Source organism: Mesorhizobium sp. M1217, from assembly GCF_040318275.1.
Classification (GTDB): Bacteria; Pseudomonadota; Alphaproteobacteria; order Rhizobiales; family Rhizobiaceae; genus Mesorhizobium.
The window spans coordinates 157,909-179,581 of the sequence record NZ_JAMYMA010000005.1; the positions used below are offsets into that span (position 1 = coordinate 157,909).

20 protein-coding genes are annotated in these 21,673 nt (G+C 61.8%); 14 read left to right on the forward strand and 6 right to left on the reverse strand.

Features of this window, described 5'->3' with window-relative positions:
• Positions 1-98 precede the first annotated feature (98 nt).
• Genes NKH37_RS10385 through NKH37_RS10400 form a run of 4 tightly spaced genes read left to right on the forward strand, consistent with a single transcriptional unit; the run spans position 99 to position 5,524 of the window.
• Positions 99-2,048: a PrkA family serine protein kinase gene (locus tag NKH37_RS10385; RefSeq protein WP_353040981.1), complete on the forward strand. Its 1,950-nt coding sequence runs from the start codon at positions 99-101 to the stop codon at positions 2,046-2,048.
• Positions 2,049-2,067: 19 nt separating this feature from the next.
• Positions 2,068-3,390, forward strand: a complete 1,323-nt coding sequence (locus NKH37_RS10390) for a YeaH/YhbH family protein (protein ID WP_023720505.1) — start codon at positions 2,068-2,070, stop codon at positions 3,388-3,390.
• A complete protein-coding gene (locus tag NKH37_RS10395; protein ID WP_353005771.1) occupies positions 3,390-4,928 on the forward strand; it encodes a SpoVR family protein in 1,539 nt (512 codons plus the stop codon). The genes NKH37_RS10390 and NKH37_RS10395 overlap by 1 nt, the downstream gene beginning before the upstream one ends.
• On the forward strand, positions 4,925-5,524 hold the full coding sequence (locus NKH37_RS10400; RefSeq protein WP_353005770.1) for a DUF1772 domain-containing protein: 600 nt from the start codon (positions 4,925-4,927) through the stop codon (positions 5,522-5,524). Before NKH37_RS10395 ends, NKH37_RS10400 begins: the two co-directional genes overlap by 4 nt.
• Before the next feature lie 105 nt (positions 5,525-5,629).
• Here the strand turns inward: NKH37_RS10400 and NKH37_RS10405 are convergent, their stop codons facing one another.
• Together NKH37_RS10405 and NKH37_RS10410 are read right to left on the reverse strand one after the other, a co-directional pair.
• Positions 5,630-5,875, reverse strand: a complete 246-nt coding sequence (locus tag NKH37_RS10405; RefSeq protein WP_353005769.1) for a hypothetical protein — start codon at positions 5,873-5,875, stop codon at positions 5,630-5,632.
• A gap of 49 nt (positions 5,876-5,924) precedes the next feature.
• Positions 5,925-7,925 carry a protein-L-isoaspartate(D-aspartate) O-methyltransferase gene (locus NKH37_RS10410; RefSeq protein WP_353005768.1) on the reverse strand — a complete coding sequence of 667 codons (2,001 nt, stop codon included), beginning with the start codon at positions 7,923-7,925 and terminating at the stop codon, positions 5,925-5,927.
• A gap of 299 nt (positions 7,926-8,224) precedes the next feature.
• Here NKH37_RS10410 and NKH37_RS10415 point away from each other — a divergent pair, with 299 nt between their 5' ends.
• Together NKH37_RS10415 and NKH37_RS10420 are read left to right on the forward strand one after the other, a co-directional pair.
• Positions 8,225-10,636, forward strand: coding sequence for a phosphoketolase family protein (locus tag NKH37_RS10415; RefSeq protein WP_353040983.1), 2,412 nt, complete (start codon positions 8,225-8,227; stop codon positions 10,634-10,636).
• Entirely contained in the window at positions 10,636-11,817 is a 1,182-nt protein-coding gene (locus tag NKH37_RS10420; RefSeq protein ID WP_353040985.1) for an acetate/propionate family kinase, read from the forward strand. The genes NKH37_RS10415 and NKH37_RS10420 overlap by 1 nt, the downstream gene beginning before the upstream one ends.
• A gap of 48 nt (positions 11,818-11,865) precedes the next feature.
• Here the strand turns inward: NKH37_RS10420 and NKH37_RS10425 are convergent, their stop codons facing one another.
• Entirely contained in the window at positions 11,866-12,945 is a 1,080-nt protein-coding gene (locus tag NKH37_RS10425) for a sensor histidine kinase (protein WP_353005767.1), read from the reverse strand.
• Positions 12,946-13,074: 129 nt separating this feature from the next.
• Positions 13,075-13,290: a KTSC domain-containing protein gene (locus tag NKH37_RS10430; RefSeq protein WP_352476940.1), complete on the reverse strand. Its 216-nt coding sequence runs from the start codon at positions 13,288-13,290 to the stop codon at positions 13,075-13,077.
• A gap of 129 nt (positions 13,291-13,419) precedes the next feature.
• Between NKH37_RS10430 and NKH37_RS10435 the strand changes: the two genes are divergently transcribed.
• Positions 13,420-14,022 carry an alpha-ketoglutarate-dependent dioxygenase AlkB gene (locus NKH37_RS10435; protein ID WP_353005766.1) on the forward strand — a complete coding sequence of 201 codons (603 nt, stop codon included), beginning with the start codon at positions 13,420-13,422 and terminating at the stop codon, positions 14,020-14,022.
• 54 nt (positions 14,023-14,076) lie between these two features.
• Here NKH37_RS10435 and NKH37_RS10440 read toward each other — a convergent pair whose 3' ends face one another.
• Entirely contained in the window at positions 14,077-14,541 is a 465-nt protein-coding gene (locus NKH37_RS10440; protein ID WP_353005765.1) for an NUDIX hydrolase, read from the reverse strand.
• 119 nt (positions 14,542-14,660) lie between these two features.
• On the opposite strand from NKH37_RS10440, the gene ku reads away from it, so the two are divergent.
• The 4 genes from ku to NKH37_RS10460 all read left to right on the forward strand — a co-directional run bounded on the left by ku (position 14,661) and on the right by NKH37_RS10460 (position 17,970).
• The gene (gene ku / locus NKH37_RS10445; protein ID WP_353005764.1) at positions 14,661-15,494 is read left to right on the forward strand and encodes a non-homologous end joining protein Ku; all 834 of its coding nucleotides are present in this window, start codon (positions 14,661-14,663) and stop codon (positions 15,492-15,494) included.
• 93 nt (positions 15,495-15,587) lie between these two features.
• Complete coding sequence (locus tag NKH37_RS10450) at positions 15,588-16,988, forward strand: PAS domain-containing HWE histidine kinase family protein (RefSeq protein WP_353005763.1); 1,401 nt, start codon at positions 15,588-15,590, stop codon at positions 16,986-16,988.
• Between the two features lie 75 nt (positions 16,989-17,063).
• A complete protein-coding gene (locus tag NKH37_RS10455) occupies positions 17,064-17,435 on the forward strand; it encodes an avidin/streptavidin family protein (RefSeq protein WP_353005762.1) in 372 nt (123 codons plus the stop codon).
• A gap of 118 nt (positions 17,436-17,553) precedes the next feature.
• Complete coding sequence (locus NKH37_RS10460; RefSeq protein ID WP_353005761.1) at positions 17,554-17,970, forward strand: HD domain-containing protein; 417 nt, start codon at positions 17,554-17,556, stop codon at positions 17,968-17,970.
• Positions 17,971-18,001: 31 nt separating this feature from the next.
• Here NKH37_RS10460 and NKH37_RS10465 read toward each other — a convergent pair whose 3' ends face one another.
• The gene (locus NKH37_RS10465; protein ID WP_352473066.1) at positions 18,002-18,412 is read right to left on the reverse strand and encodes a DUF427 domain-containing protein; all 411 of its coding nucleotides are present in this window, start codon (positions 18,410-18,412) and stop codon (positions 18,002-18,004) included.
• A gap of 181 nt (positions 18,413-18,593) precedes the next feature.
• On the opposite strand from NKH37_RS10465, the gene NKH37_RS10470 reads away from it, so the two are divergent.
• The 3 genes from NKH37_RS10470 (at position 18,594) to NKH37_RS10480 (ending at position 21,664) form a co-directional block, all read left to right on the forward strand.
• Complete coding sequence (locus NKH37_RS10470; RefSeq protein ID WP_023720520.1) at positions 18,594-19,409, forward strand: endonuclease/exonuclease/phosphatase family protein; 816 nt, start codon at positions 18,594-18,596, stop codon at positions 19,407-19,409.
• A 64-nt stretch (positions 19,410-19,473) separates the two neighbouring features.
• Positions 19,474-20,874: a phospholipase D family protein gene (locus tag NKH37_RS10475; protein WP_353040987.1), complete on the forward strand. Its 1,401-nt coding sequence runs from the start codon at positions 19,474-19,476 to the stop codon at positions 20,872-20,874.
• A gap of 472 nt (positions 20,875-21,346) precedes the next feature.
• Positions 21,347-21,664: a DUF768 domain-containing protein gene (locus NKH37_RS10480; RefSeq protein WP_023720522.1), complete on the forward strand. Its 318-nt coding sequence runs from the start codon at positions 21,347-21,349 to the stop codon at positions 21,662-21,664.
• The last annotated feature ends 9 nt before the right edge of the window (positions 21,665-21,673 follow it).

Genomic DNA, 21,673 nt, shown 5'->3' on the forward strand with positions numbered 1-21,673 from the left:
CACTCTCTGCAAAGTGAAGGGAACCACAAGGGCTTTCCGACATTTGGTTGTTCAAGAGACAAACGTGCAGCCACACCGGCTCCGGGGCTAGGAATACCATGCGTGAGAATCAATCCGACGTCTTCGATCTGTTTTCCGAGGTTTACAAGAATGCGGCGCAGGAGGAGATAAGCCTCCAGCAATATCTGCTTGCCTGCCGCGAGGACAAGTCGATGTACGCCTCGGCGCCCGAGCGGATGGTCGAGGCGATCGGCGAGCCGACCTTTGTCGATACCAGCAAGGACGAGCGGCTCGGCCGCATTTTTTCGAACCGGACGATCAAGATCTATCCGACCTTCGCCGACTTTTACGGCATGGAGGATACGATCGAGCGTATCGCCGGTTATTTCCGCTATGCCTCGCAAGGGCTCGAGGAACGCAAGCAGATCCTGTATCTCCTCGGCCCGGTCGGCGGCGGCAAGTCCTCGCTTGCGGAGCAGTTGAAAAGGCTGATGGAGCAGCGTCCGATCTATACGCTGAAGGTCGGCGGCCAGGTCAGTCCGGTCTTCGAATCGCCGCTCGGGCTGTTCGACCCCGACCGCATGGGCGACCTTTTGGAGGACAAATACGGCATCGCCCGGCGGCGGCTGAACGGCCTGATCTCGCCCTGGGCGGCCAAGCGCCTCGACGAATTGTCCGGCGACATCTCCAAATTCAGCGTCGTCAAGCTGATGCCGTCCAGGCTTCGCCAGATCGGCATCGCCAAGACCGAGCCGGGCGACGAGAACAACCAGGACGTTTCGGCCCTGGTCGGCAAGGTCGACATCAGGCAGCTGGAAAACTTCAGCCAGTCCGATCCGGATGCCTATTCCTATAGCGGCGGCCTGAACCGGACGACGCAAGGACTGCTCGAATTCGTCGAGATGTTCAAGGCGCCGATCAAGGTGCTGCATCCGCTGCTGACCGCGACCCAGGAAGGCAGCTACAACGGCACCGAGAATTTCGGCGCTTTCCCCTATCAGGGCATCATCGTTGCCCATTCCAACGAATCGGAATGGCTGCAGTTCAAGAACAACAAGAACAACGAGGCGTTCCTCGACCGCATCCTGGTGGTCAAGGTGCCGTATTGCCTGCGGGTCAGGGAAGAGCGGCAGATCTACGAGAAGCTGTTGCGCGAAAGCGAATTGGCCTCCAGCCCCTGCGCTCCGGAAGTGCTCGATATCCTCAGCCGGTTCACCGTTTCGACCCGCCTGGCCGAACACGACAATTCGCCGCTCTACACCAAGATGCGCGTCTATGACGGCGAGAACCTCAAGGAAACCGATCCCAAGGCGAAGTCGGTCCAGGAGTACCGAAACGCGGCCGGTGTCGATGAAGGCATGACCGGCGTCAGCACCCGCTTCGCCTTCAAAATCCTGTCGCAGACCTTCAACTACGACACCGAAGAGGTCGCCGCCGATCCGGTGCATCTGATGTACATCCTGGAAGAGGCGATCAAGCGCGAGCAGTTCCCGAAGGAAACCGAGGCGGACTATCTCGATTTCATAAAGTCGGAGCTCGCCACCCGTTATGCCGAGTTCATCGGCCACGAGATCCAGAAGGCCTATCTGGAATCCTACAGCGAATACGGCCAGAACCTGTTCGACCGCTACATCGCCTATGCCGATGCCTGGATCGAGGATCAGGACTTCAAGGATACCGATACCGGCCAGATCCTCAATCGCGAGGTTTTGGACAACGAACTGTCGCAGGTCGAAAAGCCGGCCGGCATCGCCAATCCCAAGGACTTCCGCAACGAAGTGGTGAAGTTCACGCTGCGCGCGCGGGCCAGAAACCACGGCCGTAACCCGTCATGGACAAGCTATGAAAAGCTGCGCGAAGTCATCGAGAAGCGGATGTTCGGGCAGGTCGAAGATCTGCTGCCGGTGATCAGCTTCGGCTCCAAGCAGGACAGCGTGACGGAGAAGCGGCATACCGAATTCGTGCAGCGGATGATCCAGCGCGGTTACACCGAGCGCCAGGTCCGCCGGCTGGTGGACTGGTACATGCGGGTGAACAAGGCGGGTTGAAGCCAGCCCGGGGTAACATATGCCGATCTTCATCGATCGCCGACTGAACCCGAAGGACAAAAGCCTCGGCAACCGGCAGCGTTTCCTGCGGCGGGCGCGCGAAGAGTTGAAGCGCACCATCCGCGATCAGATCCGCACCGGCAAGATCGCCGACGTGGACGCCGAGCATGCCGTTTCGATGCCGGCGCGAGGCACCGGCGAGCCGAGCTTCAACGATGCCCGGAACAGCGGCAGCCGCCAGCACGTCCTGCCCGGCAACAAGCATTTTGCCCCAGGCGACCGGCTGCCCAAGCCGGGCCAGGGCGGCGGCATGGGATCCGCCCCGGGGAGAACCGAATCGGAGGACGATTTCCGTTTCGTGCTGTCGCGCGAAGAGGTGCTCGACCTCTTCTTCGAAGACCTCGAACTGCCTGATATGGTCAAGCTCAACCTCAAGGAGATCCTCGCCTTCAAGCCGCGCCGGGCCGGCTTCGCCGCGACCGGCTCGCCGACCAACATCAATGTCGGACGCACGATGCGCAACAGCCATGGCCGCCGCATAGCGCTCAGGCGTCCCAAGCAGGAGGCGGTCGACGCTGTCGCGCAGGAGATCGCGACGCTGGAGGCCAAGCCGCAAAACGCCGAGATGCGGCAGCGCATCGTGGCGCTGCAGGAAGAGCTTGAGCGGCTGGAGCGCCGCCGCAAGCGGATCGCCTTTGTCGATCCGGTCGATATCCGCTTCAACCGCTTCGACGCCCAGCCGGTGCCGAACGCCAATGCGGTGATGTTCTGCCTGATGGACGTGTCCGGTTCGATGGGCGAACGCGAGAAGGATCTGGCCAAGCGCTTCTTCGTGCTGCTGCACCTGTTCCTGAAGCGGCGCTATGACCGGACCGAGGTCGTCTTCATCCGCCACACGCACGAGGCGCAGGAGGTGGACGAGGAAACCTTTTTCTACAACACCCAGAGCGGCGGCACGGTGGTTTCCACGGCGCTCGAGGAGATGCACCGCATCGTCGAGCAACGCTATCCCAGCCGCGAATGGAACATCTATGTCGCCCAGGCCTCGGACGGCGACAATTTCGTCACCGATTCCGAGCGCTGCATCGCCCTTCTCGACGAACAGATCATGCGGCTTTGCCAGTATTTTGCCTATGTCGAGATCCTCGACGAGCGTGAGAGCCACATCTTCGGCGCCACCGACAACGGCACGTCGCTGTGGCGTGCCTACAGTGCGGTCAAGCTGAGATGGTCGAACTTCCAGATGAGCCGCATCGCCACGGCGGCCGACATCTACCCGGTTTTCCGCCAACTCTTCGCCAGACAGCCGGGTTATCAAAAGAGCGGTGAAAGAGGGGGCTGATGGCGAGCAAATCCGGGTTGCTGTTTTCCGGTTCCGACTGGGATTTCAGGACGCTGTCGCGCGCCTACCAGACCATCGAGGCGGTCGCCACCGAAGAGCTCCACCTCGACGTCTATCCGGTGCAGATGGAGATCATCTCGTCCGAACAGATGCTCGACGCCTATTCCTCTGTCGGCATGCCGCTGATGTACCGGCATTGGTCGTTCGGCAAGCACTACCTCTACCAGGAATTGCTCTACCGCAAAGGTGGGCGAGGGCTGGCCTACGAACTCGTCATCAATTCCAATCCCTGCATCGTCTATCTGATGGAGGAAAACACCATGGCCCTGCAGGCGCTGGTGACGGCGCACGCGGCGCTCGGCCATAACCATTTCTTCAAGAACAATTATCTTTTCCGGCAGTGGACGGACGCCGGCGCCATCCTCAGCTATCTCGACTTTGCCAAGGGCTATATTGCCCGCTGCGAAGAGCGGCACGGCGTCGATGCGGTGGAAGAGATCCTCGATGCCGCACATGCGCTGATGGAACAGGGCGTGTTCAGATATCACCGGCCGCCGAAGCTGTCGTCGGAAAAGCAGCGCGAGGGGATTCGCGAGCGCCTGGAATACGAGGAGCGTTCCTACAACGACCTATGGCGCACGCTGCCGCCTTCGAAGGACGGCACCAAGCCCCGCGAGACGGATACAATGGCGGAGCGCAAGAAATCGCTCAAGCTGCCCGAGGAAAACCTGCTTTATTTCCTGGAGAAGAACAGCCTGATCCTGGAACCCTGGCAGCGTGAGGTCATCCGGATTGTCCGCGTCATCGCGCAGTATTTCTATCCACAGCGCCAAACGCAGGTGATGAACGAGGGCTGCGCCACCTTCGTGCATTACACGCTGATGAACCTTTTGTTCGACCGCGGCCTGATCGGCGAAGGCGCCATGCTGGAGGTGCTGCGCAACCATTCGAACGTGATCTTCCAACCGGGCTTCGACGATCCGCGCTTTTCCGGCATCAACCCTTACGCGCTGGGGCTCGACATGATGCAGGACATCCAGCGCATCTCGACCGCGCCGACCGCCGAGGATCGCGACTGGTTTCCCGATATCGCCGGCAATGGCGACTGGCGGCAGACCTTGCTGGACGCCTGGGCCAACCATCGCGACGAGTCCTTCATCCGCCAGTATCTGAGCCCTACCCTGATCCGGAAATGGCGGTTTTTTGTCCTCGCCGATGCGGCCAACGATCCACATTACGAAGTTGCGTCGATACACAATGAGCGCGGCTATGAGAGCATTCGCGCAGCACTCGCTCATAGCTACGACATCGGCGCCAGCCGGCCGGATATTCAGGTGGTGGACGTGGACCTGCTCGGCGACCGGCATCTGCGCCTGCAGCACAAGGTCAAGGACGGCATAGTGCTGGAAGGCGGCAGCCGCGACGCCGTGCTGCGCCATATCCGCAAGCTCTGGGGCTACGAGGTCAGCATGGTCGCGGTCGACGCGCAAACCGGCGCCACAGTCCACGAACGGTCGACCAGCCAGATCGGGGAATGACCGAACCGGCCTTGCCGGCGAAGTCGGGTGTCGTTGCCTTTACCGAATCACCAACCACCCTAAGTACGCGCGCACCACGAGCGCATCATTCAGGGAGCAGGAGCATGCGCGCATTGATGATCGCCGCCCTTCTTCTGGTCGCCGTCACGATGGCGCTCTCGCTTGCGCACGCTTTGGAGTTGCCGGGCAAGTTGCGCCTCAAGGAGGCGACCTACAAATCAGTGCAGGCGATCTACTATCCCGGCTTCACGGTCGGCGGGTTCGCCGAGATCGGCGGCATCATTGCACTCGCCATCCTGCTCTACCTGACGCCATATCCAAGCGCCCGATTCTGGTGGACCTTGGCGGCGCTTGCCTTCTTGCTGGCGGAACATGCGACCTATTGGTTGGTCACGCATCCCGTCAACAATTTTTGGGTGCGAGACGTTGCCATGGCGCAATCAGCCGCGACGTTTTTTTCAACGTTTTCTCGAAAGCAGCTCGGCGACTGGAGAGACTTGCGCAACCTCTGGGAGGCTTCGCATGTCGCCAGGGCAGGCCTGGCGATACTGAGCCTCGTCTCAATTGCTGTCGCCGCGACATTTTTTGCTGAATAGCGCCAGGGATCAAGACGGCCCTCCAACTTGCGGCCACGAACGCTGCATCCGTCAGATCAGGGAACGGAACCGCGTATTACCTTAACGTTAAGCGATCCCGCCGTTTCAGCGGTCGGCGCGATGCTTGTTGTGGGCGCTTTCCTGGTGCTCGCCGCGGATGATGTTGCGGTCGTCGGGATCGGCAATGTCCTTGGGGTCCGATCTGAGCTCGGCACCGCGCCGTAACGCCTCGCGCTCTTGCCTGGTCTTTTTCAAATCCGCTTCCGCGTCGAAATCCTTGCCAGCGTTTTTCGTGTTCTCGCGCTCATCGATGATGCGCAATTGCTGCTCATGAGTCTTCTTTCCGGCCATTGGTGACCTCCTTCTTTCGATTTTCCGCTTCCCCCAAGGTCCAAATTCGCTACAGCCCGAAAGGATAGGTCTCGGGAAGGCCTGTCCCCGCATGTTCCGGCCCAAGCGGCGTCACGGCACTGGTTTCATCGAACCAGACGAAAGCATCGAACTGGCGGGCGAGCGAGGCATCCGCATAGTGGCTGTGCAACTCGGTCTCCGGCCGGTAGATAACGCCGATAAAGCGTTCCAGCCGGCGCTCCAGAAGCCGTTGGCGCAGCGTGTCGTCGCGCTCGAAATCGAGCAGGAAAGGCGAGACGCCGCTGTCATGGCAAAGCCGCTCATAGCTGTCGTTGTGGGAAGGCCGAACCGGTTTCACTTCCATGTCGCCGTCCCAGTCGGTGGCGGCGGCTACCGTCCCGGAATGCGTGCTGAGCCCAATCAAGGCAACCTCGTCGCCAAAACGCTGGCGGCAGAGCTGGCCGATGTTCACTTCGTCCCTGACGATCCCCATCTCGGTATAGCGGGCATCGCCGATATGGGAATTATGTGCCCACACCACCGCCTTGGCGACCGGGCCGCGGGCCTGCAGCAGGTGCTCCAGCGTTTCGAACATGTGGGTGTCGCGCAGGTTCCAGGACTGCGCGCCGCCGTAATACATGGTGCGGTAGTAGCGCTCGGCGGAGGCGACCAGGCGGGCGTTTTGGGTGGCGTCGAGGAAATCGATGCCGTCCTGCTGCGCATAGTCGAGCTCTCTGGAAAGCAGTTCCCGGCATTGCTCGAGCACGGCCTTCTCGCATTTCTGGTAGCCGGAGGTGAGTGCGACACGGCCATAGGTGGCCGGGTCGTTCTGCCATGGCGTCAGGCAGCCGTAGCGTTCGCGTGCGATCCTTGCCGCCTGCGGATCGATCCGGTCGAGATATTGCAAGACCGCCGCGATCGACCCACCCATATTGTAGATGTCGAGGCCATAGAACCCGGCCCGCCGGGAGGATATCCTGATCCGCTCATTATGCTCTCGCATCCAGTCGACGAACGCCGCGACGTCGGTGTTGCGCCACATCCAGGTGGGAAAGCGCTGAAACGGCGGATCGGCGCCCGGCCGCGGTGGCCGGTGACGGACGTAGCGGTCGATCGCCGCGGCATCGGGCCAGTCGGCCTCGACCGCGACGATGGTGAAGCCATGCTTCTCGATCAGCCTGCGAGTGATCGCGGCGCGCGCGCGGTAGAACTCCGACGTGCCGTGGCTGGCTTCGCCGAGCAAGACGACGCGGCGGTCGGCAAACCGGTCGAACAGCGCACCGAAGGCGGGATCGTCGAAATCCGGAAGCGGTTCGGCGGCGGTCGCTATCATCTGCGGCAGGCTGCTTCTGCGCTGATGCCGGTGCGGAAGATCGGCCGCTATTTGGCTGTCGCTGCCTGGCTCGCCCCAGCCTTGCTCGCCGATCAGTGGAACAAACCGCACGCCGCCGAAATCCTCCTCGGTGTAAGTTGCTGCGCCAGTCCGGGTGACTTTGAGCAGGCGCTGCGAGTCGAATTCGTCGCCGACCGGGATGATAAGCCGGCCGGCGACGTCGAGCTGTTCTTGCAGGGCGAGCGGTGCGCCGGGCCCGGCGGCCGCAACCAGGATCGCATCGAAGGGTGCCGCCTCGGGCCAGCCCTTGGTGCCGTCGCCGGTGCGGACTTCGATATTGTCGTAGCCAAGCTTTTTAAACCGCTGCCTTGCCGTTTCAGCCAACGCGGCGTGGCGCTCGATCGTGTAGACGCGTTCGACGATCCGGCTCATTACGGCAGCCGCATAGCCCGAGCCGGTGCCAACCTCGAGGACGTGGTCACCGGCTCCGATCTCCGCCATTTCGATCATCAACGCAACGATGTAGGGCTGCGATATCGTCTGACCTTCGGCGATCGGCAACGGCCCGTCCTCATAGGCAAATTCTTCAAAACCAGGCTCGACGAAAGCCTCGCGCGGCACCTCGCGCATCGCCTGAAGGACATTGCGGTCGCGAATGCCACGGCGGCTTAAGTGAATGTCGACCATTTGGTTGCGGGCATGGGAGAGATCGAGCATTTTTCTGCTCCTCCTATGGGCCTCCGCCACAATCGCCCAAGCTGCTCAAACGGCACTTTGGCCGGTCCATGTCCCAAGGCCTCGGCAGTCCGCCTGGATTCATACAATGCGGTGCACCTTCCTAACCGTTGGCAAGCCCCGAGGTTCCCCAAAGACCAACCCGCTTTTGTCGGGCTCGCCAGGTTGCAGGATCGGCAAGCGGCGCTGGCGGCCGCCCAAACTTATTTCGAGGCAAATCCTTTCTCCGGCGCGACGCCACCCCAGATAACGACGGACGAGGGTATTCCGGAGGCATTTCCATGAACGACGAGGCCCGCACCACTGCGCAAACAACCGGCCTTGACCAGATCGATGTGATGGACCGCTACTGGCGCGCCGCGAACTACATTTCGGTTGGCCAGATCTATCTGCTCGACAATCCGCTCTTGCGCGAGCCTTTGCTGCCCGAGCACATCAAGCCGCGGCTGCTCGGCCATTGGGGCACGACACCCGGCCTCAATTTCATCTATGTGCATCTGAACCGGATCATCCGTGAACGTGGTCTCGATGTTCTGTTCATCTGCGGTCCGGGTCACGGCGGCCCGGCAATGGTCGCGAACACCTGGCTCGAGGGGACCTACAGCGAGATCTATCCCGAGGTCGGCAAGGACGAAGACGGCTTGCGAAAGCTGTTCCGGCAGTTCTCGTTTCCCGGCGGAGTGCCGAGCCACGCGGCTCCGGAGACGCCCGGCTCGATCCACGAAGGCGGAGAGCTCGGTTATGCACTGGTCCATGCCTTCGGCGCCGCCTTCGACAATCCGAACCTTGTGGTCGCCTGCGTCGTCGGCGACGGCGAAGCCGAGACCGGTCCGCTCGCCGCGGCCTGGCATTCCAACAAGTTCCTGAACCCGGCATCCGACGGCGCCGTCCTGCCGATCCTGCATCTCAATGGCTACAAGATCGCCAGCCCGACGATCCTCGGCCGCATGGAAGACGAGGCGTTGCGCAGCCTGTTCCTCGGCTATGGCTACGAAACCTTCTTCGTCCAAGGTCATGAACCTGCTGCGATGCATCGGGAGATGGCCCGCACGCTCGATACCGTGCTCGACCGGATCCACTCCATCCAGGAGCCTGCACGAGCCGCGGGCTGGAAGGGAGAGCGGCCGCTGTGGCCGATGATCGTGCTGCGCAGCCCAAAGGGCTGGACTGGGCCGAAAGAGGTCGACGGTAAGAAGGTCGAGGATTTCTGGCGTTCGCACCAGGTACCGGTATCGAACGCACGCGGCGATGCGGCGCACCGCCAGATCCTCGAAGACTGGATGCGCAGTTACGACCCGGAAAAACTGTTCGATAAAGGCGGCCATCTCCTGGCGGAGATCGCGGCGCTGGCACCTACGGGGTCACGACGCATGGGCGCAATCCCCTACGCCAATGGCGGCCTGCTGAAACAGGACCTCGTGCTTCCCGACTGGAAAGGCCTGGCGCTCGACGTACCGCGTCCGGGCGGCACTGTGGGAGAGGCGACGCGCACGGTCGGAAGCTATCTTCGCGACGTGGTCCGCTTGAACGCCGAGGCCAGGAATTTCCGGCTGATGGGACCGGACGAGACATCCTCCAACCGCCTCGACGACGTGTTCGAGGTTACGGACCGCGTCTGGATGGAGCGGATCGAGCCCTACGACGTCCATCTTTCCCGTGACGGCCGCGTCATGGAAGTGCTCAGTGAACATCTTTGCCAAGGCTGGCTGGAGGGCTATCTGCTGACCGGCCGCCATGGCCTGTTCTCGTGCTACGAGGCGTTCGTCCACATTGTCGATTCCATGGTCAACCAGCACGCCAAATGGCTGAAGACCTCCGGCGAACTTGCCTGGCGCAAGCCGGTCGCCTCGCTCAACTACCTGCTGACCTCGCATGTCTGGCGGCAGGATCACAATGGTTTCAGCCATCAGGACCCGGGCTTTGCCGATTTCGTCGCCAACAAGAAGGCCGACACGGTCAGGCTCTATTTCCCGCCCGACGCCAACACGCTGCTGTGGATTACCGACCATTGCCTGAAAACCTACAACCGCATCAACGTCATCGTCGCCGGCAAGCAGCCGGCGCCGCAATGGCTGTCCGCCGAAGACGCGGAAGCGCACTGCAAGGCCGGTGCCGGCATCTGGGAATGGGCCGGGACGGTTGCCAAGGGCGAAGATCCGGATGTGGTTCTCGCTTGCGCCGGCGACGTGCCGACGCTGGAGACGCTTGCCGCAGCCGACATCCTGCGCTCAGGCATTCCGGACCTGCAGATCCGCGTCGTCAATGTCGTCGACCTGATGATTTTGCAGTCGAATTCCGAGCATCCGCATGGCTTTGCCGACGACAGATTCGACGCGCTGTTCACCAAGGCCAAGCCGGTCATCTTCGCCTATCACGGCTACCCCTATCTCATTCACCGCCTGACCTACCGGCGCGCCAACCACGACAACATGCATGTGCATGGCTTTCGCGAGGAAGGCACGACGACGACGCCGTTCGATATGGTGGTGCTCAACCAGCTCGACCGCTATCATCTGGCGCTCGCCGCGATCGCGCGCGTGCCGGGGCTGGCCGAGCGGGCGAAGGATCTTGCCGCGGCGCTGCATGGGAAATTGGCTGAGCACACGGCCTATGTCCGCGAACATGGCGAGGACATGCCCGAGATCCAGAAATGGTCCTGGCCACAGGACAGCGCGACGAGGGCCGGCGATTGATGCGACGATCGATCCTTGCGTTGAATGCCGGCTCGTCGAGCATCAAGTTCCGACTTTACGATCTTGCAGCGTCCGCCGAGCTGGATCTTGCCTCGCGCGGTTCACTGGATCTGGGCGATGCGCCAAGGCTGACCGCGAAAGCCGCCGATGGGGAGCTGCAGTGCGATCGGCCACTTGCCGCAGACGCATCACGCGACATGGGCATCGGCCAGATGCTGCAATGGATCGAGAACGAACTTGGCGGAAGGAAACTGATCGCCGCCGGACATCGCATCGTCCATGGCGGACGCGAGTTCGTCGAACCTGTCCGCCTGATGCCGACAATTATCGAGGCACTCGACAGGCTGACGCCGCTTGCGCCACTGCACCAGCCGCGCAGCCTCGCGCCGATCCGGGCGCTTGCCGCGTTGCGGCCCGACCTGCCGCAGGTCGGATGCTTCGACACGGCCTTCCATCGGACCATCGAGCCTCTGGTCAGCCGTTTCGCGCTGCCGCGCCACTATGAGGCAGACGGCATCCACCGCTACGGCTTTCACGGGCTTTCCTACGAATATGTCGCCGGCCGGCTCAAGCAGATATCGCCCGATCTGGCGGCGAAAAGAACCATCGTCGCCCATCTCGGCAACGGGGCGAGCCTGTGCGCCATGCGCGACGGGCGAAGCGTCGATACGACGATGGGCTTTTCGGCGCTTGACGGCCTGGTCATGGGCACACGCTGCGGCGCCATCGATCCGGGCGTGCTTTTGTACCTGCTATTGGAAAGAGGGATTTCGGGAGAGGCGCTGCAAGACATGCTCTACGAGGAATCCGGCCTGCTCGGCGTGTCCGGCATTTCCGGCGACATGCGCACGCTGGAAGCCAGCGACGACCGCCGGGCGCGCGAAGCGGTGGAGCTTTTCGCCTTCCGCGCCGCCAGGGAGATTGCCGCCCTCGCCAACACGCTGGGCGGGTTCGAATGCCTGGTGTTCACCGGCGGCATCGGCGAGCACTCGGCCCCGGCCCGCAAAGCGATTTGCGACAGGCTTGGCTGGCTCGGCGTGGCGATCGACGAGGCGGCCAACAGCTCCCATGCCGCGCTGATGAGCCAGGCGGAGGGCAAGGTCGAAGTCCGCGTCGTGGCGACCGACGAAGAAGGTGTCATCGCCCGCCACACGCGCAAGGTAATGGAGGGGCCCGGCTGATGCGGATGGCCTCGAATGACCCCGCTTGCGGCAGCCCTGCTCGTGCGGCTACGAAGCGAGCGCGGCCGATCTGTTGAAGACGATGGTCACTCGCGTTCCTTTGCCGGGGGTCGAGTCCACCTCGAACCGGGCTTTGGCGTTCTCGGTCAGCGATTGCGCGATCAACGCTCCGAGCTTGCCGGGTTTCGGCCAGGTCTCGCCTTCGGGCAGGCCGATGCCGTCATCGGCGACAACGATGAGAAAGCCGTCGCCGTCGACAACACTGCGCAGCGTGATTGTCCCGCCTTCGCGGCCCGGAAAGGCGTGCTTCAGCGCGTTTGTCAAAAGCTCATTGACCACCAGACCCGTTGGCATCGCCACGTTGATGGACACGGGATAAGTGTCGACCTTCATGTCCAGCCGGATGCCTTGCATGGCATGCGACGTCATCACGGCGGAAGCGATCTGGCTGAGATAGACGCCGAGGTCCACCTCGGCCTTCTGTTCGTCGACCGACAGCGTCTGGTAGAGAATTGCGAGCGCATCGACGCGGCCGGCGAGACGCTCGAAACGCTTCTGATCGGGTGACGCCGCGCTGCGGGCCTCCAACCTGATGAGAGCCGTGATCATCTGGAGATTGTTCTTCATCCGATGCTGCAATTCGCGCAGCAGCATGTCCTTTTCCCGGATGCGTTGTTCGAAGGCTTCGCTGTCACTTGCCTTGTGCGCGGTAACATCGACAAGGGCGACCAGTCGAAAGGACCGTCGCCCGCGCTCGTCCTCGATCAGGTTCGAATAAACATCGACAATGGCGGGCTCTGTGCCGGCACGTTGCATGCTGAACGTTCCCGCGCGATCGATATCCTCGACGATGGCCCGGGCCAGCGGCCGATGCTCGTATTCGCCCAACCCTTCTCCGTTCAGCGCAGCCCAGTTGCGGCGCTCCAGCTCTGCGACGGAAACGCCTGACAGTTTCTGGAACTCGGAATTGACGTAGACAACGCGTTCATCGCCGCCCAAATCGGAAATTGCGATTGCAATCGGCAGCTGGTCGAGAAACCTCTTGTAGCTGTCACTGTCCAGGGCGCCCGCCAGATCGAGGGTGTCGAGCAATTGCTGGATCTGGTCTGTTTCGGCTTCGGCGGACATTCCAAGCTTTCGATGTTTCGGGTGGGACCATGATCAATATCAGGTCGCTCGCCAACTGCGAAGTCCGCTCGTTGCCACCGCGCGGCCAAGCATGGGGGAGAGCCGAGATCGTGGGAAGCGGCTGAAGGCTCAGCTCGAATGACTCTGCTCGACCAGATGGTATTTGTACCGGTCGCGAATGTGCTCGTTGAAGAACCGGCCCTTTGACGAGGCTTTGCGGAATGCCGCGTGGACCTGCGGCGGCACGTCCTCGTAATCATAGCGGTTTCCGCTCGGGACGAACCATACGGAGAGTACCCTCGTCGCCGGCTGGTAATCGATGTTTCTGATCGCAGTTGAAGGCATCCTCGACAGGTCCAATGCTCGGCAGTGCTCAATTCCATGCCGTCGTGGGAATAACCCTGCACGGAGAGCGAGGTTCCTTGCTGCCGAAGCAGCCTTGCCGCTACGGGCTGGCTTCACCAAATACGGTTGATGCCATCGCCCAAGACATCGGCTGCAGCCCGCCAGGGCGATCTCTTTGCCGCCGCCGCCGACCTGCCGGAAGGATTCCGCTACCGGCCCGAACTGATCACGCCGGACGAAGAAGCAGCGTTGGCAAGCCAGCTCGCAACCCTGCCTTTTCAGGCCTTCGACTTTCACGGCCATCTCGCAAACCGGCGGGTGGTCGGTTTTGGGCTGCGTTATGATTACGACCGGCGCGAAGTCGTCGAGGCGCCGCCGATACCCGGCTTTCTGCTGCCGCTCAGGGAAAAGGTTGCGGATTTTGCCCGCTTGCCCGCCGAGACCTTCGTGCAGGTTCTGATCAATGAGTACCGGCCGGGCGCCGGTATCGGTTGGCACCGCGACAAGCCTCATTTCGAGGCCGTCGCCGGTGTTTCCCTGCTGGCCGCCTGCAGCTTTCGCCTGCGGCGGAAAAACGGCACGCGATGGGACCGCAAGACGGTCATCGTCGAGCCAAGATCGGCCTATCTGATGACGGGCGCCGCACGCAGCGAATGGGAGCATAGCATCCCGCCGGTTGCCGAGCACCGCTACTCGATCACGTTGCGCACGCTGCGGCCGCAACGCGTTTAAAGCAGAGCGGTAAGGAAGCCCGAGCACTGCCCTAAGAACTGGGCTGAAACAAATTCATCCGGCGCCGTGCCGACCGGCAAAGTCCGCCAGCATGGCGCGCTGGCCTTTCAGGATCTTGACGTTGGCTTCAGGCAGGGAGAACCAACCCGCTCTGTCGACTTCGGCAAATTCCTTCATCGAGCCGGACCTTGGCGGCCATTCCATGACGAAGGTGTTGCTGCTGATGGCGTCGCTGTCGAAATCCGCCTCGACACACCATGCGATGACGAGCTTGCCGCCCGGCTGCCTGTAGCTGCCAAGGCTTTCGAAATCTCCGTCAATGGCAAGACCGAGTTCCTCTTCGGCCTCGCGTTTTGCTGCCGCCAGCTCGTCCTCGTTCTCGTCGACTAAGCCCTTCGGGATCGACCATGCGCCGTCGTCCTTCTTCGCCCAGAATGGTCCGCCGGGATGCACCAGCAAGACCTGGAGATGTCCTTCCCTTCGGCGAAAGATGAGCAATCCTGCGCTGCGTTGGGCCATTCCGCTATTCCCCTGACGAAAATGAAACGAACGTCCGGGCCGGCATATGGAACAGCCTGCCATGGCGGAACGATTTCCGCGCGCAGCCGTTCCGTCCGTTCGGCAAATGAGTGATCGACATGGCGACGCCGCGAGCTGCCTGGAAGGGCTTTATGAAAGTCGGATCGGTTTCCTGTGGCGTCAAGATCATCGGCGCCGTCAGCGAGGCCGAGAAAGTGCATTTCAGGATCCTGAACCGCAAGGACGGTCTCCCGGTCAAGAGCGCCTATCTAGACGAGGAGACCGGCGACACGGTCGAGGCGGCGGAGCAGGTAAAAGGCTATGAGGTCGAAAAGGGCGAGTTCATCCGCATTGAGCCGGACGAAATCAAGAAACTGAAAATGGTATCGCAGCATACGCTCGAAATCGGCGAGTTCGTGCCTGCCGCCGAAATCGACGCACGCTACCTCGAAAAACCCTACTATCTCGTTCCGGCCGACGCGCCCTCCACGGAGGCTTTCGCGGTGATCCGGGACGCCATGGCCAGGAAAAAGGTAGCAGCCCGCTCCTGCGTCGTGCTCTACCAGCGAGGCCGAGAGGTGCTGATCCAGCCGCTGGGCAAGGGCATGGTAATGACGGAATTACGCAACCACAATGAAGTGGTCGCGGCGGACGCGGTGTTCGAAGGGCTGAAGGCTCGCAAGGTCGATCCCGAGATGCTGGAAATCGCGCAATTGCTGATCGACAAGAAGCCCGCCAAATTCGACCCGTCGAAGTTCGACGATACTTATGAAAAGGCGCTGGTTGCAATGATCGAGGCCAAGCGCAAGGGCAAGAAACCGCCCAAGCCGGCACCTGAGCCCAAGACGAACGTCATCAATCTCGCCGATGTTCTGCGCAAAAGCCTGGCGCAGGAAGGCGGCAAGGCTCCCAGCAAAAAGCCGAGAACGGCCCCGAAACGCAAATCAGCCTGAATGTCCGAAAGCCGATCGAACGGAACCGAAAACGCTCGCTCGCATTTAGATGACGTAGCAATCCGTCGGCAAGCCAAGCGGAGCGGGGGACTGGTGGACGTCGTTGAACTAAGGACTGGCGGGATCCCGCAAGTTTCCTCCGCCGATCTGATGCAGGCGTTGCCTGTGGCCGTCTACACTACCGACAAACGAGGCTACATCACCTTCTTCAACGAAGCCGCTGCCGATCTCTGGGGATATCGTCCGGTTATCGGCCAGGATCGCTGGTGCGGGTCATGGAAGCTTCGCCACCTCGACGGGCGACCGATGGCGCATGACGAGTGTCCAATGGCCGTTGCCTTGCTCGAGGAGCGGGACGTTCGTGGGGGCCGAGCCATCGCCGAGCGGCCGGACGGCCAACTCATCCCGTTCAGTGCGCATCCGGTCCTGCTTCGCAATGAAGCCGGCGAGGTTGTCGGCGCCATCAACACCCTGCTCGACCTGCGCGTGCAGACGCTGGCCGACGACGCCGGCATAAGGCTCGCCGCCATCGTCGAATCCTCGATGGACGCCATCGTGTCCAAAGACCTGAACGGCATTATCACCAGCTGGAACGACGCGGCACAACGCCTGTTCGGCTATACGCCCGCCGAGGCGATCGGGCGCCCGGTGACGATCCTCATCCCGCCCGACCACCTGGATGAGGAAGCCATGATCATCAGCCGCATTCGCGCCGGCGAACGGATTCCTTCATACGAGACTATTCGGCAGCGCAAGGACGGCACCTTGGTTCCGGTTTCGCTCACCATCTCGCCGATACGCGACGGCATCGGGCGTATCATCGGCGCCTCCAAGATCGCGCGCGACATCAGCCCCCACAAGGAAAGCGAACGGCGCATCCGCACACTCATGCGCGAAGTCAACCATCGCGTTAAAAACCAGTATTCGGTGATCGTCTCGATGATCCGCGAGACCAGCAAGCTGGCGGGTACGCCAGAGGCCTTCCTTTCACAGGTCCGGGAACGCATCATGGCGCTATCGGAATCGCACGACCTCCTGGTCGATGCGGAATGGCGTGGCGCGACCATCGGCGAATTGATCCATGCCCAGACCAAGGCCTTCGCGACACAGGCCCGGCTGTCGATGAGCGGGCCGATGATCATGCTGCAGCCGAACGCGGTGCAATATCTCGGCATCGCCTTTCACGAGCTGGCCACCAATTCGGTAAAGCACGGAGCGCTGTCGCGCCATGACGGACGGGTCGAGGTCGAATGGACCGTGACGCCCGCCGCCGATGGCAGCCATGGCTTCCGCCTTGTCTGGCGGGAGCTGGACGGACCATTGGTGGATGAAAACACCCGACGCGGTTTCGGAACGGTTGTGCTCAAACGCGTCACGCCGCAGGCGCTCAGCGGCACCGGCCGCCTGGAATTCGCCAGGCGCGGCGTCGCCTGGACGTTGGAAGCGCCGCTGCGCTTCGTGCAGATGTCGACGGCTGGCATCGCGGCTGATTGAAGGCCGCTACACCGGCCGCGGCTTGGCGACCGTGTGGCAGCACAATCCCCATGGAGGCAACCAGGAGGAGCAGCGATGAGTTGGCTGGGCATCTGGCAAAACCAGTACGGGTCGGTGCTCGAACTGACCAGCGAAGAGGGCGGACGGATCAGCGGAACCTTCAGGACGGCGCTGGAGGACAGCGCCTTTTTCGGCATGACGGTGCCGCTGTTCGGAGCCTGCCATGGAGATGTCATCGGCTTCACCTGCGCGGCCGAAGGGCGGGTCGGAGCCGCAGCGGTGAGCTATACCGGCATTCTCAGGGATGGGAAGCTGGAGATGCTGTGGCACACCGTTGCGGATGCCGCTCTGTCGGCGGAAAAGGAAGGTGCCCCGGCCCGAGCCAGGAAACTGCCCGCCTGGCGCGCCTTTGGAACCAGCCTCGACAGTTTTGAACGCGTGTCCTGACGCGTCGCGCCCGCCGCTCGCAAGTGAGGCAGCAGGGTCCCGCGGCGCGTAGGAACTCGCACCGACGATGGCGCGTTGGTGCGCCAGGACATGCTTTGTTCGCCACGGGGTCGACCCAATGAGCGTGCTTTATCGCGCAGCGAAAATCGCCGAACAGGCTCATGCCGGGCAGACGGACAGGACAGGGCGGCCTTATATCGACCATTGCCGCCGGGTCGTCGATGCCGTCGAAACGCTCGACCAGAAAGCCATCGCCTATCTTCACGACGTCATCGAAAAAGGCGACGGCTGGAACCGCGACCGGCTTGAGGCGGCCGGGTTCGGGCCGTCCATCGTGTCTGCCGTCGACGCCATGACGCGGCTGCCGAACGAGGGTGATGCCGCTTTCGTTCGCAGGGCCGCGGCCAATCCGTTGGCGTTGCCAGTCAAGCGCGCCGATCTCGCCGACAATCTATGGCAGGCACGGCAGATCGGTGCCTCGACAGCGAAATACGAAGACGGCCTACGCATTCTCAGGGAAGAGTTCGCGAGCTGACGGACAGCTGACGGCTGTCGCCGATGTGGGTCTACTCGGTGACGTGCGGCGTGTGCCGCTTGTCTTCCGCGGGATCGGCGTCGATCCGCGCCCTGCCGGGATCGAACGCACCATGGCGGGCGATCGCCAATGCCGGGGTGTCGGGCGTCTCGTAGGCCCACATGAAGTCTTCTGCCGACGAACCGACCGCATGAACACGCCAATAGCTTGCCGTGCCCTTCAGCGGGCCGTGGCTCGTCGTGTTCGTCTTCTCCAAGAGGTCGAAATAGATGTCCTCGAAGGGTATGTAGAAAACAGGATCATGGCCGTCTTCATAGAGCACCTTTGCCCGCTCGCTCGACGCAATAATGGCATCGGAGAACCGAACGGTCACAGTTCCATCGAACGGGACAATCCTGAGCGGGCCGGGGCGGGGGGCGGAATCTGCGGCTAAGGACTGCATTCGACTTCTCCGTTGACTGCGCTGCCTTCCCGAAACGTGTTGTTGCCCGTCTGAGTTCCAGACCGCGGGCGCGCCGAGGCCGGTGGTGGAACGGTTTTGCAAGGTCGTCGTTGTTTCAGACCTCCGCACGCGCCATAATCGCAATGGCCGCCACTCGCCGACTCAACCGCAAATGGACCACATGCTGGATCGATCGCCTACCCTCCCAAGGTCGCTTGGCGCTGCGCTGCGAAGGGAAGTGCCGCGGTTTACGGCACCCGGCAGTGAAATTTCATGCACCACGGTCGCATCCTACAATGTGCATAAATGCGTCGGCACCGACGGCAGGTTCGATCCGGAGCGGGTCGCGGCCGTGGTCAAGGAGCTCGATGCCGATATCATTGCTTTGCAGGAGGCCGACGAAAGGACCGGAAGCAGGCAGGGATTGCTGGATCTCGCAGCACTCGAGCGCGACAGCGATCTCGTCCCCACACATGTCCCGGAAAACCGCCGCAGCCATGGCTGGCATGGAAATCTGATCCTGGCGCGACGCGGCGTGGTCGAAAGCGTGAACCAGATCCGGCTGCCCGGCCTCGAGCCGCGCGGCGCGGTTATCGCGGACCTGGAGCTGAAGGGCGTCTCGCTCAGGATCATAGCCGCGCATTTCGGCTTGCTGCGGCGCTCGCGCTCGCAGCAAGCCAACGCGCTTGTCGAAGCCACGCACCCGGTTCTGCGGCCGACAATCTTGCTCGGCGATCTCAACGAGTGGCGCGTCCGCAACAGGTCTTCGCTGCTGGCCCTGCTGCCGCATTTCGGTCCGATCGATGCGGTTCTGCCGAGCTTTCCGTCGCGCTTTCCGCTGTTTGCGCTCGACCGCATCCTGGCCAGGCCGCCGCACCTCATTTCCAGCATCGAGGTGCACAAGACGCCGCTGGCGCAGCGCGCCTCCGACCATCTGCCCATCAAGGCCCGCCTGAACCTGGACGCGATAAGGCAGCCGCGACTGCAACCAGAATGAACCTGAAGGGTTGTTAGTCAGATTTTCAGATCGTTTGCTTCGCTGACGTTCGCCGGTGCATTTCATGGATACAGCCATTTCGCGGTTTGCCCAGGACAAGATCGCGGCCGGTAATAGCGGACTGCTGCTGATCGCCGACAATTATGACGCGTTTGCCGCGCGAATCCTTGCCGCGCGCAGTGCTACCAGCAGCCTCGACCTGATGTACTATCTCTGGCACGACGACCATAGCGGCCGGCTGCTTATGCAGGAGGTCGTCAAGGCGGCGGAGCGCGGTGTCCGCGTCCGCCTGCTGCTGGACGATATCAATCCGCGCAACAGCGACGCCGCTTACCTGGCGCTCAACAGCTACAAGAACATCGAGCTGAGGCTATTCAACCCCAGCGGCATGAGGAACGGCAGCATCTTTCGCTCGCTGGAGATGGTCGCCCGGCTGTTTGCGATGACCCGCCGCATGCACAACAAGGCCTGGATCGCCGACGAGAGCCTGGCCATCGTCGGAGGAAGAAACATCGGCGATGCCTATTTCGACGCTGCGGAGACGAATTTTCGTGATCTCGACCTGTTGCTTCTCGGTCCTGCCGTAGGGCAGACGATGCAGATCTTCGAGGCGTTCTGGAATTGCGAGGCGGCAAAGCCGATCCAACTGCTCAATCCGGCTACGGCGGGCTCGCGCGCCGATTTCCTCGACAATCTCGATGCGACCGCGGACGGCCAGCTTTTGAACAGCCTGCGTGCCTGGCGCACGATCACGGAGTTCATTGTAGCGCACAGCGACGTCTGCTGGACGAAAGGCGTTCGCGTCATTTCCGATCCGCCGGAAAAGGTGCGCGGCAAGAGGCGCAGGAACTGGCTGACAAAGGAGCTGCTTCCCGCTATCGCGGCGACCAGGCAGCGCCTCGAAATTGTCTCGCCCTATTTCATCCCCAGCCGCACCGGGTTGGCCATCCTGTCGAAGCTGGTGAACCGTGGCGCCGAGGTTGCAATCCTGACCAACTCGCTCGCCGCGACGGACGTCGCCGCCGTGCACGGCGCCTATGCCAAATACCGCCGCAAGCTGCTTAAAAAGGGTATCCAGCTTTTCGAATTGCAGCCATTCGACCGCCAGGCCAACATCTCCGTTTTCGGCTCAAAGGGAGCCAGCCTCCACACCAAGGCCTTCACGGTCGACGACACGTTGGGGTTTGTCGGTTCCTTCAATTTCGATCCGCGTTCGGTGTCGTTGAATGCGGAAATGGGCGTGCTTTTCCATGATACCAATCTGGTGATGGAGTTGCGCCGGCGGTTCGAGCGCGAAAAGTCGGCGCAGACGAGCTACCAGTTGGTCTTGGACAAAGGCGCCTTGCGGTGGCTCGGCATGGCGGATGGCGAGATGCGGCAATACTCGCATGAACCCGAGGCCAGTCTCTATCGGCGCATCGTTGCAGCGCTGGTTGGATGCCTGCCTATCGAATCGCAATTGTAGAGGCGACGGATTTGCCGGAACGCAACTCTTTGCTGGAACGGAACTCCGGGATGACGAGTTGTAACCGTTGTCCGGAGCATGCCGATGAAGACCACGATATACAGTTTTCTTGCCGAGCTCTTGCCATTCTGGATGGCGCATAAACGCAAAATGCGCGCCGACCGTGTCGCTGAGCGGCCGACACGATCTGCCGCAGATGACGATGTTCGGCCGTCCGGCGACCCGAATCGCGCAACACCGGCGCGACGGCGCAACGCGTCTTAGGGCGGGATGCCTTCAAATTACATCCCGCTCCAACTGTCTGGTTAGCCGCATTTCTGCGACGCCAAATGATTTCCCTGGCTGCAAAGCTCTAGCTCCTTGGCGATCACGCTATTGTCAAGTATCGCTACTCGAAATCCGGCGTTGCCAAGCATCCATTTTGCAGCACGTACGTTAATGGCACTACAGTTTGCCGCTACAGGTGAGCCCCATGAGTGATAGTGCGATAGAATTCTTGCAGGACTGGATTCACGAAAACGTTCATGTGCCGCCGCCTCCGATCAGGCTTGAAAGAGAGGCGGAAATCCTCGCCAGGGAATGCGAGGAAGAGGCGGCCGACGCCGGCGTACCCATCGAAGACATCGAGGAAGAGGTTGGCGACCTCAAGGATCTGCTCGTCGCCAAGCTTGAAGACGCAGCCGAGGACGAGGCCCGGCATCTGAATGGCGATGGCCAAAGGGCTTCCATGCCCGCGGCCGAGCAAAAGCCGTCCGTGCAAAGCCGTTCCGGAGCCGCTGTAAGGGTATGAACGAGGTGC